This window comes from Streptomyces buecherae (assembly GCF_014295035.1).
Lineage (GTDB): Bacteria > Actinomycetota > Actinomycetes > Streptomycetales > Streptomycetaceae > Streptomyces > Streptomyces youssoufiensis.
In genome coordinates, this window is the sequence record NZ_CP060404.1 from 5,650,240 (window position 1) to 5,665,554 (window position 15,315).

Consider the following 15,315-nt stretch of genomic DNA (forward strand, 5'->3'; position numbering starts at 1 on the left):
CGCGCCGGGCGGGCTGGCGGGCAGTCAACCCGGGGCCGTGCCGGGGCTGGTGGTGGGCGTTCCCGACTACCGACCGTCATCTTTCGAATAGACAGATATGTCTGAGATGTCCAGTGTTTCGGTATGCGTGCAACCCTAGCTTCCGCGGTCGGCGTCGCGTGCACGGCCGCCTTGGCCCTCCCGTTGACCCCCGGCCAGGGGGCCATAGCCGCCCCCCACACCGCCGCCCCCCACACCGCGCCCGCCAGCGCGGCACTGCCCGGCAGCACCCAGTCGCTGCCGCTGTCCCCGCTGGCCCGCCCGGTGGCGAGCCCCGACCGCGCCAACGTGGAGCCGGAGTACGGCGTCGCGGCCCGGAAGGTGCGGCCCTTCTCCCTCGTCGGCGTCGTCTGGGACGACGCGCGGGCCGACCTGCACGGCCAGGTGCAGGTCCGCGCCCGGGCCGCCGGCACCGACCGCTGGTCGGGCTGGCAGGACGTCGAGACGCACAGCGACGACGCCCCCGACCTCGACGCGGACGACCGGCGCTCCGGAAGGGTGCGCGGCGCCACCGCCCCGCTGTGGGTCGGCGACTCGGACGGCGTGCAGCTCCGTATCCGGCCGCACGCGCGGCCCGCGCCCGATCACCCGCACGCGCCGACCGACCGACACGCCGCCGGGCCGCTGCCCAGCGGCCTGCGCCTGGAACTGGTGCACCCCGGCGACCCCCAGCCGGCGACCACGGCCACGACCGCGGGCCCCGCCGACCCCGCCGACCCCGCCACGAAGGTCGGCCCCGCCGACGGCCCCGCGGCACAGAGCGGCGACCTGGACGGTGGCCTGGACGGCGACCTGGACGGCGACCAGAGCGGCGACGCGGCCGACCCCACCGAGCCGCAGGCACCCGACCAGCCGGACCAGCCCGACCAGTCCGAGGCCGAGGCGACGACCGACAACCTGGTCCTCGACCAGACCCGCAGCGCCGCCGCCGACCTCGTCCTCCCGGCCGAGACCGCCGAGCAGGCGGAGGCCCAGCGCGAGGGGAAGCGCCGGTACCTCGCCCCTCGGCCCCGGATCATCCTGCGCAAGGGCTGGAGCGCCGACGAGCGGCTGCGCGAACGGCGGCTCGGCTACACCAGGACCGTCAAGGCCGCCTTCGTGCACCACAGCGCCACGGGCAACAACTACCGCTGCGCGCAGGCGCCCTCGGTCATCCGCAGCATCTACCGCTACCACGTCAAGAGCAGCGGCTGGCGGGACCTGGGCTACAACTTCCTCGTCGACAAGTGCGGCAACATCTACGAGGGCCGCGCCGGCGGCCCCGGCAAGCCGGTGCTCGGCGCCCACACCCTCGGCTTCAACTCCAACAGCACCGGCATCGCCGTCCTGGGCACCTACTCCCGCTCGACGCCCCCGAGAGCGGCGGTACGCGCCGTGGCCAAGCTCACCGCGTGGAAGCTCGGCCTGCACGGCCGCAACCCGGCCGGCAGCACGTACCTGGTCTCCGGCGGGAGCAACAAGTACCGCAAGGGCGTCACCGTGCGGCTCAAGGTGATCTCCGGGCACCGGGACGGCTTCACCACCGACTGTCCCGGGACGCAGCTCTACCGCCAGCTCGGCGCGGCCCGCTACGTCGCGGCCAAGCTCCAGGGGCGGTGACGTCCTCGGCGACGCCCGTCCCGGCCGTCTCGGCTGACCGGCGCGAACCGGGCCGCGACCTCTGCATACACTGGCCGCCGACCTCCCCCGGGCCCACCGGCCCGGGGGCGAGCCAGCCCGCAGCGAAGCGCCCCGCAGGAAGCAGAGACGACCAGGTGACAGAAGCGATCCTCCTCGTCGGCGGCAAGGGCACTCGGCTGCGCCCGCTGACCGTCCACACGCCCAAGCCCATGGTCCCGGCGGCCGGCGTGCCCTTCCTCGCGCACCAGCTCGCCCGCGCCCGCGCCGCGGGCGTCGAGCACGTCGTACTCGCCACGTCCTACCTGGCCGAGGTCTTCGAGCCCTACTTCGGCGACGGCTCACAGCTGGGCCTGCACCTGGAGTACGTGACCGAACGCGAGCCGCTCGGCACCGGCGGCGCCATCCGCAACGTGGCCTCGCGGCTGCGTTCAGGGCCGAACGACCCGGTGCTGATCTTCAACGGCGACATCCTCACCGGGCTCGACATCAACTCCCTGGTCGAGACCCACCAGCGCACCGGCGCCGACGTCTCGCTGCACCTGACCCGGGTCAGCGACCCGCGCGCGTACGGCCTGGTGCCCACCGACGCGACCGGGCGGGTCACGGCCTTCCTGGAGAAGCCGCAGACGCCCGAGGAGATCGTCACCGACCAGATCAACGCGGGCGCCTACGTCTTCGACCGCTCGGTGATCGACTCCATACCCACCGGCCGGCCCGTCTCCGTGGAGCGCGAGACCTTCCCCGGGCTGCTCGCCGCCGGCGCGCACCTGCAGGGCCTGGTGGACTCCACGTACTGGCTCGACCTCGGCACCCCGCAGGCGTTCGTCCGCGGCTCGGCCGACCTCGTGCTCGGCCGCGCCCCCTCGCCCGCCCTGCCCGGGCGCCGCGGGGACCGGCTGGTGCTCGACGGGGCCCAGGTCGCCGAGGACGCGAAGCTGACCGGCGGGACCGTGATCGGCGCCGACGCCCGGATCGGCGCGGGCGCCCGGGTCGAGGGCAGCACCGTGCTCGCCGGCGCGGTCGTCGGCGAGGGCGCGCGGGTGCGCGACTCGCTGATCGGCGCGGGCGCCCGGATCGGGGCCCGCACCATCCTGGACGGCGCGGTCGTCGGCGACGGCGCCTCGGTGGGCGCCGACAACGAACTGCGCGACGGCATGCGGGTCTGGTGCGACGTGGCCATCCCCACCGGCGCGGTGCGCTTCTCCTCCGACCAGTAGGCCGCCGACCAGGAGGCCGCCGACCAGGAGGCCGCGCCGGGACCGGGGCCGGGGGAGTGGCCGGGGGAGTGACCCGGCCGCCGGGCTCGCCGACGTACCCTGGCCGAATGTCCGCCACCCGCACCTGGGTCCCGCCAGGCCCGTACGACCTGGTGCGCAACCTCAGCGTGCTGGGCCGGGGGCCGGGCGATCCGGCGTTCCGAGTGGCCGCCGACGGGTCGGTCTGGCGGGCCTCGCGCACGCCGCAGGGCCCCGGCACGATCCGCCTCGCGCGCCGGGCCGGCGCCATCGAGGCGCGGGCGTGGGGCGAGGGGGCTGACTGGCTGCTCGACCGGTTGCCCGCCCTGCTCGGCGCCGACGACGACCCGGCCCGCTTCCGCCCGCGCCACCGCCTCGTGCACGAGGCGCACCGCCGCCACCCGGGCCTGCGGCTGATCCGCACCGGTCTGGTGCTGGAGTCGCTGGTGCCCTCGATCCTGGAGCAGAAGGTCACCAGCGACGAGGCGTACCGCGCCTGGCGGCTGCTGCTGTGGCGGCACGGCGAGCCGGCGCCGGGCCCCGAGACGCGGTTGCGGGTGATGCCGGACGCGCGTGGCTGGGCGCTGATCCCGTCCTGGGAGTGGCACCGGGCCGGCGTGGACGGCAAGCGGTCGGCCGCGGTCGTACGCGCCGCCCGGGTCGCCGGCCGGCTCGAAGAGGCGGCGTCGATGGAACTGCCGCGGGCCATGGCTCGGCTCCAGGCCGTGCCCGGCATCGGCCCGTGGACGGCGGCCGAGGTGCTCCAGCGCAGCAACGGCGCCCCGGACGCGGTCACCGTCGGCGACCTCCACCTGCCCCGCATCGTCGGCTACGCCCTCACCGGCCGGCGCGGCGCCGACGACGCCACCATGCTGGAACTGCTCGCCCCCTACGCGGACCAGCGCTACCGCGCCTGCCGGCTGATCCTGCTCGCCGGCGTCGTCCCGCCGCGCCGCGCGCCGCGCTTCTCGCCGGGCGACATCCGGGCCCTGTGAGCCGCGCCCGCGTCCGTACGGTGTGCGCTGCCGCGCGGGGCGCGGGCCGGTCGTCGCCGGCCCGCGGCCCGCGCCGCTAGCGCACCTCGATGAAGGCCGACGGCTCGCGGGGCGGGCGCGCGGCGGGCGGGGCGGCCGGGCGGCCGACGGCCACCGCGCCCAGCGGGTCCCAGTGCGCCGGCAGGTCCAGCACGCCGCGCACCACGTCGCGGCAGAACATCGTGGAGGAGACCCAGGCCGAGCCGAGCCCCTCGCCGGCCAGTGCGACCAGCAGGTTCTGCACGCCGGCGCCGGCCGCGACTACGAACATCTCGCGCTCGGCGGTGGCCCGCCGCTCGTCCGGGTAGGTGTGCGCGCCGTCCGCGACCAGGCACGGCACGACCAGGTACGGGGCGCGACGCAGCACGTCCCCGCGGCGCACCCGCCTGGCGACGCTCTCCTCGCTGAAACCGTCGGCCCGCAGGTCGGCGATCCACGCCTCGCGCATCGCGTCAAGGAGTTCGGTACGCGCCTCTGCGCTCTCCAGCAGCACGAACCGCCAGGGCGTCGTGTGGTGCGGGGCGGGCGCGGTGAGCGCGGCGGCGACCGCGCGCCGCACCGCCGCCCCGTCCACCGGCGCGTCGGTGAACTCGCGCACCGTACGCCGCAGCGTCACCGCCTCCCGTACGGCCTCCGACGTCCCGAGCCGGAACATGTCGTCGGTCGCGGAGCGCACCAGGGCCCGTGCTCCGACGTCGGTCGGGTCGGCGGCCTCGCCCACCAGGCGCGGCAGCCCGCGCAGCACCGCGACCGGGCAGCCGCTGGCCTTGCCCTTGACGAGGTCGCCGGCGGCGGCCAGTTCGTCGGCGGTGGCCACGACGGTGACCGCGAGCGGGTTGCCGTGCTCGTCGGTGTCGCCGCGCAGGTCGTCCAGGACGCGCAGGCCCGCGGCGCCGATGGCCACGTCGGTCAGCCCGGCGCGCCAGGGCCGCCCGAAGGTGTCGGTGATCACGACGCCGACGTCGACGCCGAGCGCCTCGCGCAGCTCGGCGCGGATGGCCCGGGCGGAGGCGTCCGGGTCGGCGGGCAGCAACAGGACGGTGCCGGCCGGGGTGTTGGAGGCGTCCACGCCGGCGGCGGCCATCACGAAGCCGTTGCGGTTCTCCACGATCCGCAGCGCGCCGCGCCGGGCGACCACGCGCACCGTCTCGTCGTCGATGGCCGCCTCCCGGTCGTCGGCCCGCACGACGCGGCCCTCCGCCTTGCTGACGATCTTGGAGGTGACGATGAGGACGTCGCCGTCGGCGAGGCCGGGCAACTCGGGCCCGACGGCCGCGGCGGCGATCAGCTTGGCGACGGAGTCGCCGGGCCGCACCTCGGGTATGCCCGGCAGCGCCCACACCCGGAAGGCCGCGGGCCCGGCTGGTCCAGCAGTCCCAGCCGGCTCCGCGTCGGACGCCGGCGCCAGGTCGCTCACGCCCGCACCTCCTCGGCCAGGGTCAGCGCCTCGCGGGCCATCTGGGCCGTGGCGGCCGGGTCGGTCATCATCAGCGGCACGGCCCGGCAGCGGATGCCGGCCGCCTCCACCTCGGCGGTCGCGTGCGCGTCCACCGTGTCCACCAGCCAGCCGTCGAGCAGCCCCGAGCCGTAGTGCGCGGCGACGGCGGCGGCCGTGGACTCCACGCCGACGGCGGCCAGCACCTTGTCCGCCATGCCCCGCACCGGAGCGTCGCCCACGATCGGGGACAGGCCCACGACGGGCACGCCCGCGTCCGCGATGGCCTCCCTGATCCCGGGCACGGCCAGGATGGTGCCGACGCTGACGACGGGGTTGGACGGCGGGAAGAGCACGACGTCGGCGGCGGCGATGGCCTCCAGGACGCCGGGCGCCGGCTTGGACTGCTCGGCGCCGACGGGCACCACCGCGTGCGCGGGCACCGAGGCCCGCAACCGCACCCAGTACTCCTGGAAGTGCACGGCCCGCCGTCCGCCGTCCGCCTCCGGGTCGTCGATGAGTACGTGCGTCTCGACCCGGTCATCGCTCATCGGCAGCAGCCGCACACCGGGCTGCCAGCGGGCGCACAGCGCCTCGGTGACCGCGCTGAGCGGATAGCCCGCGCCGATCATCTGGGTCCGGACGATGTGCGTCGCGAAGTCCCGGTCGCCGAGCCCGAACCACTCGGGCCCGACGCCGTACGCCGCCAACTCGCCCTTGACCGCGAAGGTTTCGTCCGCCCGGCCCCAGCCCTGCTCCTCGTGGATGCCACCACCGAGGGTGTACATCACGGTGTCCAGGTCGGGGCAGACCTTCAGGCCGAAGAGGTGGATGTCGTCCCCGGTGTTGCCGATGACGGTGATGTCCGCGTCGGGCGCCGCCGACTTGAGACCGCGTAGGAACCGGGCGCCGCCGATCCCCCCTGCCAGAACCACAATGCGCATGGGCACAGTCTGTCAGTCGCGCGGCGCGCGCCGTGGTCCGGTGCGGCGCCGGGCGGGCGGCCTCAGTTGCCGCCGCCGAGCGCCGCCGCGGCCGTGGACCGCTGCTCGGGGGCGTGCGCCGTGGCCGCGAGGACCGCGTCGCCGACGGCGGAGCGGCCGGACTGGCCGGGGTGGAAGGGCATGTCCGTCAGGCCGGGGAAGTAGACGTGCAGGCTGACGGCGGGTTCGAGGGAGTCGTTGACGACGTCGTGCGCGTAGCCGGGCGCGATCACGTGCTGCGCGCCGGGGCCGAGGGTCCGCTGCCCGTACGCGGTGCGCTCGGTCAACCGCCCCCGCAGGACGGTGAAGACGCCGCTGGAGCGACCGTGGTCGTGCGCCCCGCTGCTCTGGCCGGGAACCCAGCTCAGCAGCCAGACCTCGTAACCGGGGCCGGTGCGCAGCCGGTGGTACCAGCGGCTGGTCGCGTCGTAGTCGACCAGCGGGGCCCACATCGCGCGGTCGGCGGCGATGGTGCGGGCGAGGCGGGCGAAGCCCGAGACGGTGCTCGGGTGGGCGGGGACCGGCGGCAGCAGGTGGGGAATGTCGAGCCAGTCCCCGGCGATCTGGACGTCGCTGTTCATGTACGGAGTTCCTCGGCAGGAGTGCGGGTGGCGCGCGGTGCGATCAGCCCCGAACGAGGCGTCGGGCGACCCGGCGCGCACGCGGAGGCAGTGAACGAGGGGAAAGCGGAGGCAAGCGAAAGCAAGCGGAAAGCTGGAGCTCGGTGGCATCAACAGCTGGAACAGCGACAGCGGGCCTGCACAGCGCAGCGGAACCCGTAAGCACGGGTCGGCCGGGGCATGGGGCTCACTGACATGTGACCAAGGAGACCGGGTCTGCTCGATCCTGTCAACCGGCTGTCCATTTTGGGGGTAATGTTTCACCTCATCCGGTTACTCCGGCCGGAGAAAGGTTTGTGCACTCGGGGCACCGGAGAGGTGGCGCAGCATCCGCAGTCGTTGACGCCGTGGAGTGCTCGCGCTCGTTGTCCCGTGTGGGTGGCGGGATGTGATCAGGTTCGCTTTGGCGTGTGGACCGCAACTGGGATTGGCAGGCGTGGCGTCTGCTTCCGTGGAAAGACGCCGTAGCGTGCGCCGAACACGGCAGGGCGTTAGATGTGTCCGGCTTTAGGCTGATTTGAACACTTTCCGCGAGCCCTTGGTTCCGCAGAGTGAATAAGCGGCCCAATAGCAGATCTCGGCTTGACTGGCTCGGATCGGCACACTTGTAATTTCACACGTGTCGTTCACGCTCACGGCGGCGGCACGCGACGCAATGACGGACGAGGGGCGCACATGACCGAGTTGTTCCAGCAACTGCTGGTCGAAGAGGCGGACGAGGAGCTCGGCTGGCAGGAGCGCGCACTGTGCGCTCAGACCGATCCCGAATCGTTCTTCCCGGAAAAGGGCGGATCCACGCGCGAGGCGAAGAAGGTCTGCCTCGCCTGTGAGGTCCGCTCCGAGTGCCTCGAATATGCCCTCGCGCATGATGAACGTTTCGGTATCTGGGGCGGTCTGTCCGAACGCGAACGCCGACGACTCAAAAAGGCCGCGGTCTGAACGGCTGGTCCCCCCACAGAGGCTTCACCCACGGTCCGCCCCCGACGCCACGGCGCACGGGAGGCGGACCGTCGCGTTGAGCGCCCGCGCGAGTCCGCGTCTCGCGCGTCCCTCTTACCGGTGACGCCGGTACGCGCCGGGCCCACCCCGCGGCCGGGGTCGGGCCCGCTCTCCGCCGCCGAGCCCGGGACGGCCGCGTGCGCGCCGCTCGCTGACGCGGCGTCGGGTCCCCGGCCGGGCGCTCGGCCCGTGCGGCGCGGACATGCGTACGGGAGATGGCGCCGGGTGTGTCGGGACAAGGCGGGACATGTCGGTGTCCGATGCGGTGCGCGAAGTGAACGTATCCGAGCGGTGCCCGGCCGCATCTGGCCCGCGGGCTCGTGGGGCGGGTGGGAGCGGGGTGGGGGCTCGGGCGCGCGCCGCCCTCCGAACCGGTGCGGCTCAGCGGCCCCGCCAGCGGGCGCGGCCCGGCCGTATGCGGCCCCCCGCGCGCGCGAGCGCCGTGCACGCGGCGGTACGCGCCCCGGGCGCGCGGGGTTCGGGACGCGGCCCGGGCGGAGCGGCGACGCGACCCGGGCGCGCGGGCCGAGGGGCCGGCACGGACAGCGCGACGGGGCCGGGCGGCCAAGCCGTTAGTGTGGGGGCCCGTCCGAGACGCACCGGCGCCCCAGCGGGGCCCACGCGTCCACCGCAGTCCAGCGAACCGGGGCCCGTACCTCGATGTCCGTGCACAGCCAACCGGCGGCCTCCTACCCGGCCGCACCCACCGAGTTCGCGCCCACCCACGCGGGCGCGGCGTCTGCCACGCCCGAGTTCCCGCGGCACGTGGTCACCGCCGTACTCGTCTCCCACGACGGAGCCCGCTGGCTGCCGGACGCGCTGGCCGGCCTGTTCGGCCAGGAGCGCCCGGTGCAGTACGCGGTGGGCGCCGACACCGGCAGCGCCGACACGTCCGCCCAGTTGCTCACCGACGCGCTCGGCCAGGAACGGGTCCTGCACCTCGCGCGCCGCAGCGGCTTCGGCACGGCCGTCGACGAAGCGGTGCGCACGGCCCCGGTGCTGACGCCGGACCAGTTGCCGTACCTCAAACGCCCCAGCGGCTGGGACCCGGCCACCCGCACCTGGCGCGACGACGCGTACGACATGCCCGAGCTGCCGCACGGCGAACCCGTGCAGTGGCTGTGGCTGTTGCACGACGACTGCGCCCCCGAGCCCACCGCCCTGGCCGAGTTGCTGCGCGTCGCCGACGCCAGCCCCCGGGCGGCCATCATCGGGCCCAAGCTGCGGAGCTGGTACGACAAACGGCAGTTGCTCGAAGTCGGCGTCAGCATCGCCCGCAGCGGGCGCCGCTGGACCGGTCTGGAGCGCCGCGAGCAGGACCAGGGCCAGCACGACCAGGTGCGGCCCGTGCTCGCCGTCTCCAGCGCCGGCATGCTCATCCGACGCGACGTGTGGGACGAACTCGGCGGCTTCGACGCCCGCCTCCCGCTCATGCGCGACGACGTGGACCTGTGCTGGCGCGCCCAGGCCCTGGGCCACCAGGTGCTCGTCGCCCCGGACGCCGTGCTGCGGCACGCGGAGGCCGCCGCGCGCGAGCGGCGCCCCATCGACTGCGTGGGCCGCGCCGGCCGCACCGCCCCCGCCGACGGCGAGCAGGGCTCGGCCCTGCGCCGTCTCGCGCCCCGTGGCTCGTCGCCGCACCGCGTCGACAAGGCCGGCGCCGTCTACGCGCTGCTCGCCAACACCCGCGGCGCGCTGCTCCCCTACGTCTTCGCGCGCGTCGTCCTCGGCACCCTGCTGCGCACCCTCGGCTACCTGGTGGGCAAGGCCCCCGGGCAGGCCGTGGACGAGTTCGCCGGGCTGTGCACCGTACTGCTGCGCCCCGAGCGGGTGCTCGCGGCGCGGCGGGCGCGCGGCCGGCCAGCGGTGGCGGCGAGCGAACTGCGCCCGCTGTTCCCGCCGCCCGGCGCGACCGTCCGGGCCACCGTCGAACAACTCGCCAGCAGCGTCGGCGGGCGCTCCGAGCCGGAGACCGCGGCCGGCGGCCGGCACGGGGCCGTCGAGTCCGGGCCCGGCGGCGACGACGCCGACTTCCTGGAGGTCGAGCAGTTCACTCGGCTCAAGCGGGTCGCCCGCAAGCCGGGCCCGGTGCTCTTCGTCGCGCTGCTGCTCATCTCCCTCGTCGCCTGCCGCGACCTGATCGGCGGCGGCTCGCTGGCCGGCGGCGCCCTGCTGCCCGCGCCCGCCGACGTCGGCGACCTGTGGGCCCGCTACACCGACACCTGGCAGCCCGTCGGCGTCGGCTCCGCCGAGGCCGGCCCGCCCTACCTGGCCGTCCTCGCCGCGCTGGCCACCCTCTTCCTCGGCAGCACCGGCTTCACCCTCACCCTGCTCCTGGTCTGCTCGGTCCCGCTGGCCGGGCTCAGCGCCTACTTCGCCTCCCGGCCGCTGATCGGCTCCCGGCTGCTGCGCGCCTGGGCCAGCGTCGCGTACGCGTTCCTGCCCGCCACCACGGGCGCGCTGGCCAGCGGGCGGCTCGGCACCGCCGTGCTCGCCGTGCTGTTGCCGCTCATGGCGCGCGCCGCCGTCGCCGCCGCCGGGCTGACCCTGCCGCGCGGCGCCGGCGGGGCCGCGCGGCAGGTGCCCTCTTGGCGGGCGGTGTGGGCGTACGCCCTGCTGCTCACCTTCACCATGGCGTTCACGCCGGTGGTGTGGCCGATCGCGATGGTCACCGGCGCCGGCGTGCTCGTCCTGCGCGGCGCCCGCGGCGGGGTCGGCCAACTCCTCGCGTACGGCACCCGCTTCCTGGCCGTCGCGCTCACCCCGCTGCTCGTGCTCGCCCCCTGGTCGCTGTCGCTGCTCACGCACCCGGGCCGGCTGTTCGACGAGGCCGGGCTCGACCACGCGACCGGCGGCGCCTCCGCACTCGAACTGCTCACCCTGACCCCCGGCGGCCCGGGCGCGCCCGGCGCGCTGCTCATGGTCGGCGTGCTGCTGGCCGCGCTCGCCGCGCTGCTGCGCTCCGAGCGGCAGCTCGCGGTGCGCGCCGCGTGGGCGGTGGCGCTGACCGGCTTCCTGTTCGCGGCGCTGGCCGGCGGCGACCGCTGGGCCGGCCCGGCGACCCTGGTCTACGGCCTCGCGCTGCTGTGCGCGGGCCTGGTGGGCGCCGAGGGCGCCCGGGCCCGCGTCGCCGAGCAGAGCTTCGGTTGGCGGCAGCCGGTCGCCGCGCTCATCGCGCTCGCCGCCGGCCTCGCGCCGCTCGTCGCCGCCTGCGCCTGGATGCTGGGCGGCGCCGACGGGCCGATCGAGCGGCGCGACCCGGTGCAGGTCCCGGCCTTCGTCGCCGAGGAGGCCCGCACCCGCGACCAGGCCCGCACCCTGGTCCTCGACGGCAGCGCCGCGCGGGTCGACTACATCCTGGTGCGCGGCTCCGGCGCGCGGCTCGGCGACGCCGAGGCCGCCACCGAGGCCGGTGGCGACCAGCGGTTCGACAGCGTCGTGGCCAACCTGGTCGCCGGCTCGGGGGCCGACCAGACCAGCGAACTCGGCGGCTACGCCGTGCGCTACGTGCTGGTCCGCGACAGCGCCCCGCGCCAGTTCGCCCGGGTCCTGGACACGACCCCGGGCCTGACCCGGCTCAGCCAGCAGGACGGCAGCGCCCTGTGGCGCGTGGACCAGCGGGTGTCCCGGGTCGCCGTCATGCCGCCCGCGAAGGCCGACGCCGGCGCGGGCGACGCGACGGCCGTCCCGGTTCCGGTCGCGGCCGGCCCCGTCTCGGCGCACGGCACCGTGCCCGACGGGCCGGAGGGACGGGTGCTGCGCGTCGCCGACGAGGCCGCGCCCGGCTGGCGGGCCACCCTCGACGGCAGGGAACTCCAGCGGACCACCGTGGACGGCTGGGCCCAGGGCTTCGAACTGCCCGCCACCGGCGGCCGGCTCTCCCTCACGTACGAGACGCCGACCAGCCACACGCTGTGGGTGTGGGCCCAGGGGCTGCTCGCCCTGGTGCTCCTGGTGCTCGCGCTGCCCGGGCGGCGACGCGAGATGGACGACGACCTGCCGGCGGCCGACGCCCCGGCCGCCCCGGCAGCCGCCGCCCCCGGCGCGGTGGCCGGCGCGCCCGGCCCGGTCGACGGCGCCGCGGCGCAGCCCCCGGCCGGCGAGGGCCGCCGGGCGCGACGGCTGCGGGCCGCCGCCGAGGCGGCCGGCGCCCCCCGCCCCGACGCTGCGGAGCCCGGCGCGGACCCCGCCCCCGACGGCGCGGGCCCCGACCCGCGGCCCGGCTGGGTCCCGCCGGACGGGTCAGGACCGCCGGCCCCGCCCCTGCCGCCGCAGGCACCCCCGCCGCCGGCCGCCCCGACCGGCGACCCGACCGCGACGCCCGTCCAGGGCACGCCGCTGGTCGACCCGTACGCCGCGCCGCGACAGGGCTTCGGGCAGCCGGGCTTCGAGCAGCAGGGCTTCGAGCAGCAGAGTTACGGCCAGCAGTGGGACGACGGACCCGGGTACGCCCCCGACCAGCCCAGCCAGCCCGGCCCCCCGCCGTACGAGCAGCCCTACCAGGACCCGTACGCGCAGGGCGCCGACGCCGGCTACCCGGGCCAGCCCGCCCCCGGCGACCAGGCGCCCGGCTACCCGGGCGGCTACCAGCCCGGCCAGGCCGACCCGTACGGCAACGGGAGCTACCAGAGCGGCTACGACCCCTACGGCTACGGTCAGCAGCCCTACCCGGACGCCGACCCGGGCGCGGGGTCGGCCGGGCAGGACGACACGACGTACGGCGACGGCACCATCCCCGGGCCCCGCCGCGACGGGAGCCAGGCATGAACCGCACCACCCTGTCCCTGCTCGCCGCCGTCACCGCCCTGGCCGCCATCACCGGCGTCGCGTCGATGACCGGGGACTCCGACGCCGACCCGAAGTCCGGCCCGGGCGGCACCCGGGCGGCAGCCGCGGCCCGGATGCCGGTCGAGCGCTCCGCGCTGGTGTGCCCCGCGCCCACCTCGTCCGAACTCGGCGAGACCACGTACACCGCCTACACCCCGCAAGCACCGGGCCAGGGGGGCGATGACAAGGGCGCGGCCGAGCTGCTCCCCGCGCACCCCGCCGACGACGGAGGCGAGGACGGCGACCGGGGCAAGGGCGACGCGCGCGGGGACGCGCTGACCGGCGACCCGGTGGTGCCGCTGGCCAAGCCCGGGACGCCGGTCTCCGAGGACACCTCGCGCTCCGACGCGCCCGCGCTGATCGGCGTCGCGGACGGCGCGCTCGCCCCGGGCTGGACCGTGCAGCAGACCACCGCCGTGACCGCGGGCGACGGGCGCGGCCTGCTCGGCGCCTCCTGCGTCGCCCCCGGCACCGACTTCTGGTTCCCCGGCGTGAGCACCGCGGGCGACCGGCAGGACTACGTCCACCTCACCAACCCCGACAGCACCCAGGCGGTGGTCGACCTGGAGCTGTACGGCGAGAACGGCCGGCTGGAGGCGCCCAGCGGCGAGTCGATCAACATCCCGCCGCACTCCACCAAGCCCGTACTGCTCTCCACCCTGGTCAGCAAGCCGACCATCAACGTGACCCTGCACGCGGCGGTGCGCTCCGGTCGCATCGGCGCCAGCGTGCAGGCCGTGGACGCCAACATCGGCAGCGACTGGCTGCCGGCCGCGGCCCCGCCCGGCACCCGCGCGGTGCTCCCCGGCATCCCGAAGGACGCCACCTCGGTCCGGCTGGTCGCCTACGCCACGGGCTCGGGCGACGCCGACCTGAAGATCCAGCTCTCCGGCCCCTCCGGCTCCCTCACCCCGGCCGGCCACGAGAAGCTGAGCGTCAAGAGCCGGATGACCAGCGCGATCGACCTCGGCGACCTCACCAAGGGCGAGCCGGGCTCGCTCGTGCTCACGCCGCAGGGCAGCGGCGCGGCGCCGTTCGTGGCCGCGCTGCGCGTGACGCGGGGCAAGGGCGACCAGCAGGAGACGGCGTTCATCCCGGCCTCCACGCCGATCGAGAGCCGCGGCACGGTGGCCGACAACCGGTCCAAGGGCAGCACGCTGACCCTGACCGCGCCCGACGAGGCCGCGACCGTGCGGGTCACCTCGTCGGCCGGGAGCCAGGGCGGCGGCCCGGCCAGCCGGGAGGTCACGGTCAAGGCCGGTACGACGCTCGCCCTCGACCCGCCCCGCCCCGACGGCGCGAAGGGCTCCTACGCGGTGACGGTCGAGCGCCTGGACGGCGGGCCGGTGTACGCGTCCCGGCTGCTTGAGGTGGAGGCGGGCGGCATGCCGATGTTCACCATCCAGGGGCTGCCGGACGACCGGGGCACGGTCGCGGTGCCGCGCGGCAACCAGGACCTGTCCCTGCTCAACGACGACTGAGCCCGGGCCGGGAGGCGATTCCCGGCCGCGGGACGCCGCGCGATGGCCGAGACCGGTCGGTCGCGGGGGAGCGCGGCCGGGCGGATCGCGGTCCGCGGCGAGGTTCGGAAATGGCCGAAACCATTCGGACGCGGACGCATTCGAGGCGGAGGCTGGCGGCTTGGGAGCGGAAGCTGGCGGCTTCGGGGCGGAAGCCGGTGGTGCTTCAGTCCTGTCCGTAGCGCGGATCGACCGACTCGGGCGCGAGCCCCAGCAACTCGGCGACCTGCTCGACGACGACCTCGTGCACGAGCAGCGCGCGCTCGTCGCGGCTCTTGGTACGGATCTCGATCGGGCGGCGGAAGACCACGATCCGCGCCGGGCGCTCGCCCTCACCGGCGATGAACCGGCCGAGCGGCACGGCGTCGTCGCTCCACGCCCCGGGACCGAGCCCGTCGCCGGCGCCGGCCTCGACACCCGGCACGTCGCGGACGGAGAAGTCGACGCCGGACAGTTGCGGCCAGCGCCGCCCCAGCCGCTCGGCCGAGTCGTGCACCAGGTCGTCGAAGGCGTCCGCGCGGCTGATCGACAGCGGCACCTGCGGCGGTGCGATCGGCCCGCGCATGCCGCGGCCGTGCCGGTCCCGGCGTCGCGGGCGCGGTCCGGCCGGCGCCGGAGCGTCCCCGGCACCGCCCGTCGCGCGGGCGGCACCGCCGCGCGCGCGGGGCCCGCCGGCGTCGGCCGACGCGGCGCCGGCGTCCCGGGCGTCGGCCGGGCTGCGGGCGGCGTCCCCGGCACTGGACGGGGTGGGCGTGCCCCCAGCGCCGGGCGGGGGAGGTACAGGGGTGTCCATCACTGACGAGAGTAGCCGCCGGGCGCCCGCGTACACGTGGCTGCGCCGCGTGACGCACCCTGTCAAGGGATGAACATTCCAGCCATGTTCGCGTTCACATGACGGCGCCTCCTGGCGGCCCGAGCGCGCGCACGCACACGTCAATGGGATCGCATGGTGACAGGAATCATCCCCGGCGAAATCCTGCGATCGCTGGCCTTACGCAGGTCA

Annotated in this window: 10 protein-coding genes; 6 read left to right on the forward strand and 4 right to left on the reverse strand. The window is 76.0% G+C overall.

Annotated elements, in window-relative coordinates:
* Positions 1-123: 123 nt before the first annotated feature.
* From H7H31_RS22350 to H7H31_RS22360, 3 genes are all read left to right on the forward strand, one after another.
* Positions 124-1,638 carry a peptidoglycan recognition protein family protein gene (locus H7H31_RS22350; RefSeq protein WP_187118058.1) on the forward strand — a complete coding sequence of 505 codons (1,515 nt, stop codon included), beginning with the start codon at positions 124-126 and terminating at the stop codon, positions 1,636-1,638.
* Between the two features lie 155 nt (positions 1,639-1,793).
* Positions 1,794-2,876 (forward strand): mannose-1-phosphate guanylyltransferase, encoded by a 1,083-nt coding sequence (gene manB, locus H7H31_RS22355; protein WP_187061818.1) that lies wholly within the window; start codon positions 1,794-1,796, stop codon positions 2,874-2,876.
* Between the two features lie 107 nt (positions 2,877-2,983).
* Positions 2,984-3,889 carry a DNA-3-methyladenine glycosylase family protein gene (locus H7H31_RS22360; protein ID WP_187061819.1) on the forward strand — a complete coding sequence of 302 codons (906 nt, stop codon included), beginning with the start codon at positions 2,984-2,986 and terminating at the stop codon, positions 3,887-3,889.
* Between the two features lie 76 nt (positions 3,890-3,965).
* Here the strand turns inward: H7H31_RS22360 and H7H31_RS22365 are convergent, their stop codons facing one another.
* The 3 genes from H7H31_RS22365 to H7H31_RS22375 form a co-directional block, all read right to left on the reverse strand.
* Positions 3,966-5,336: a coenzyme F420-0:L-glutamate ligase gene (locus H7H31_RS22365; RefSeq protein ID WP_187061824.1), complete on the reverse strand. Its 1,371-nt coding sequence runs from the start codon at positions 5,334-5,336 to the stop codon at positions 3,966-3,968.
* 5 nt (positions 5,337-5,341) lie between these two features.
* Positions 5,342-6,307, reverse strand: coding sequence for a 2-phospho-L-lactate transferase (gene cofD / locus H7H31_RS22370; RefSeq protein WP_187061820.1), 966 nt, complete (start codon positions 6,305-6,307; stop codon positions 5,342-5,344).
* A 62-nt stretch (positions 6,308-6,369) separates the two neighbouring features.
* Positions 6,370-6,927, reverse strand: a complete 558-nt coding sequence (locus H7H31_RS22375) for a cysteine dioxygenase (RefSeq protein WP_187061821.1) — start codon at positions 6,925-6,927, stop codon at positions 6,370-6,372.
* Positions 6,928-7,641: 714 nt separating this feature from the next.
* Here H7H31_RS22375 and H7H31_RS22380 point away from each other — a divergent pair.
* From H7H31_RS22380 to H7H31_RS22390, 3 genes are all read left to right on the forward strand, one after another.
* Positions 7,642-7,905 (forward strand): WhiB family transcriptional regulator, encoded by a 264-nt coding sequence (locus H7H31_RS22380; protein ID WP_176161945.1) that lies wholly within the window; start codon positions 7,642-7,644, stop codon positions 7,903-7,905.
* Between the two features lie 720 nt (positions 7,906-8,625).
* The gene (locus H7H31_RS22385) at positions 8,626-12,732 is read left to right on the forward strand and encodes a glycosyltransferase family 2 protein (protein WP_187118059.1); all 4,107 of its coding nucleotides are present in this window, start codon (positions 8,626-8,628) and stop codon (positions 12,730-12,732) included.
* On the forward strand, positions 12,729-14,273 hold the full coding sequence (locus H7H31_RS22390) for a DUF5719 family protein (protein WP_187060574.1): 1,545 nt from the start codon (positions 12,729-12,731) through the stop codon (positions 14,271-14,273). The genes H7H31_RS22385 and H7H31_RS22390 overlap by 4 nt, the downstream gene beginning before the upstream one ends.
* Positions 14,274-14,478: 205 nt before the next feature.
* Here the strand turns inward: H7H31_RS22390 and H7H31_RS34240 are convergent, their stop codons facing one another.
* Positions 14,479-14,877, reverse strand: coding sequence for a metallopeptidase family protein (locus H7H31_RS34240; RefSeq protein ID WP_232110024.1), 399 nt, complete (start codon positions 14,875-14,877; stop codon positions 14,479-14,481).
* Between the last annotated feature and the right edge of the window lie 438 nt (positions 14,878-15,315).

What these genes read in the sequence shown, in the direction of transcription:
- cofD (WP_187061820.1), bottom strand. Translation starts at nt 6,307, where the DNA reads ATGCGCATTGTGGTTCTGGCAGGGGGGATCGGCGGCGCCCGGTTCCTA.
- H7H31_RS34240 (WP_232110024.1), bottom strand. Translation starts at nt 14,877, where the DNA reads ATGCGCGGGCCGATCGCACCGCCGCAGGTGCCGCTGTCGATCAGCCGC.
- H7H31_RS22380 (WP_176161945.1), top strand. Translation starts at nt 7,642, where the DNA reads ATGACCGAGTTGTTCCAGCAACTGCTGGTCGAAGAGGCGGACGAGGAG.
- H7H31_RS22350 (WP_187118058.1), top strand. Translation starts at nt 124, where the DNA reads ATGCGTGCAACCCTAGCTTCCGCGGTCGGCGTCGCGTGCACGGCCGCC.
- H7H31_RS22375 (WP_187061821.1), bottom strand. Translation starts at nt 6,927, where the DNA reads ATGAACAGCGACGTCCAGATCGCCGGGGACTGGCTCGACATTCCCCAC.
- H7H31_RS22390 (WP_187060574.1), top strand. Translation starts at nt 12,729, where the DNA reads ATGAACCGCACCACCCTGTCCCTGCTCGCCGCCGTCACCGCCCTGGCC.
- H7H31_RS22385 (WP_187118059.1), top strand. Translation starts at nt 8,626, where the DNA reads ATGTCCGTGCACAGCCAACCGGCGGCCTCCTACCCGGCCGCACCCACC.
- H7H31_RS22360 (WP_187061819.1), top strand. Translation starts at nt 2,984, where the DNA reads ATGTCCGCCACCCGCACCTGGGTCCCGCCAGGCCCGTACGACCTGGTG.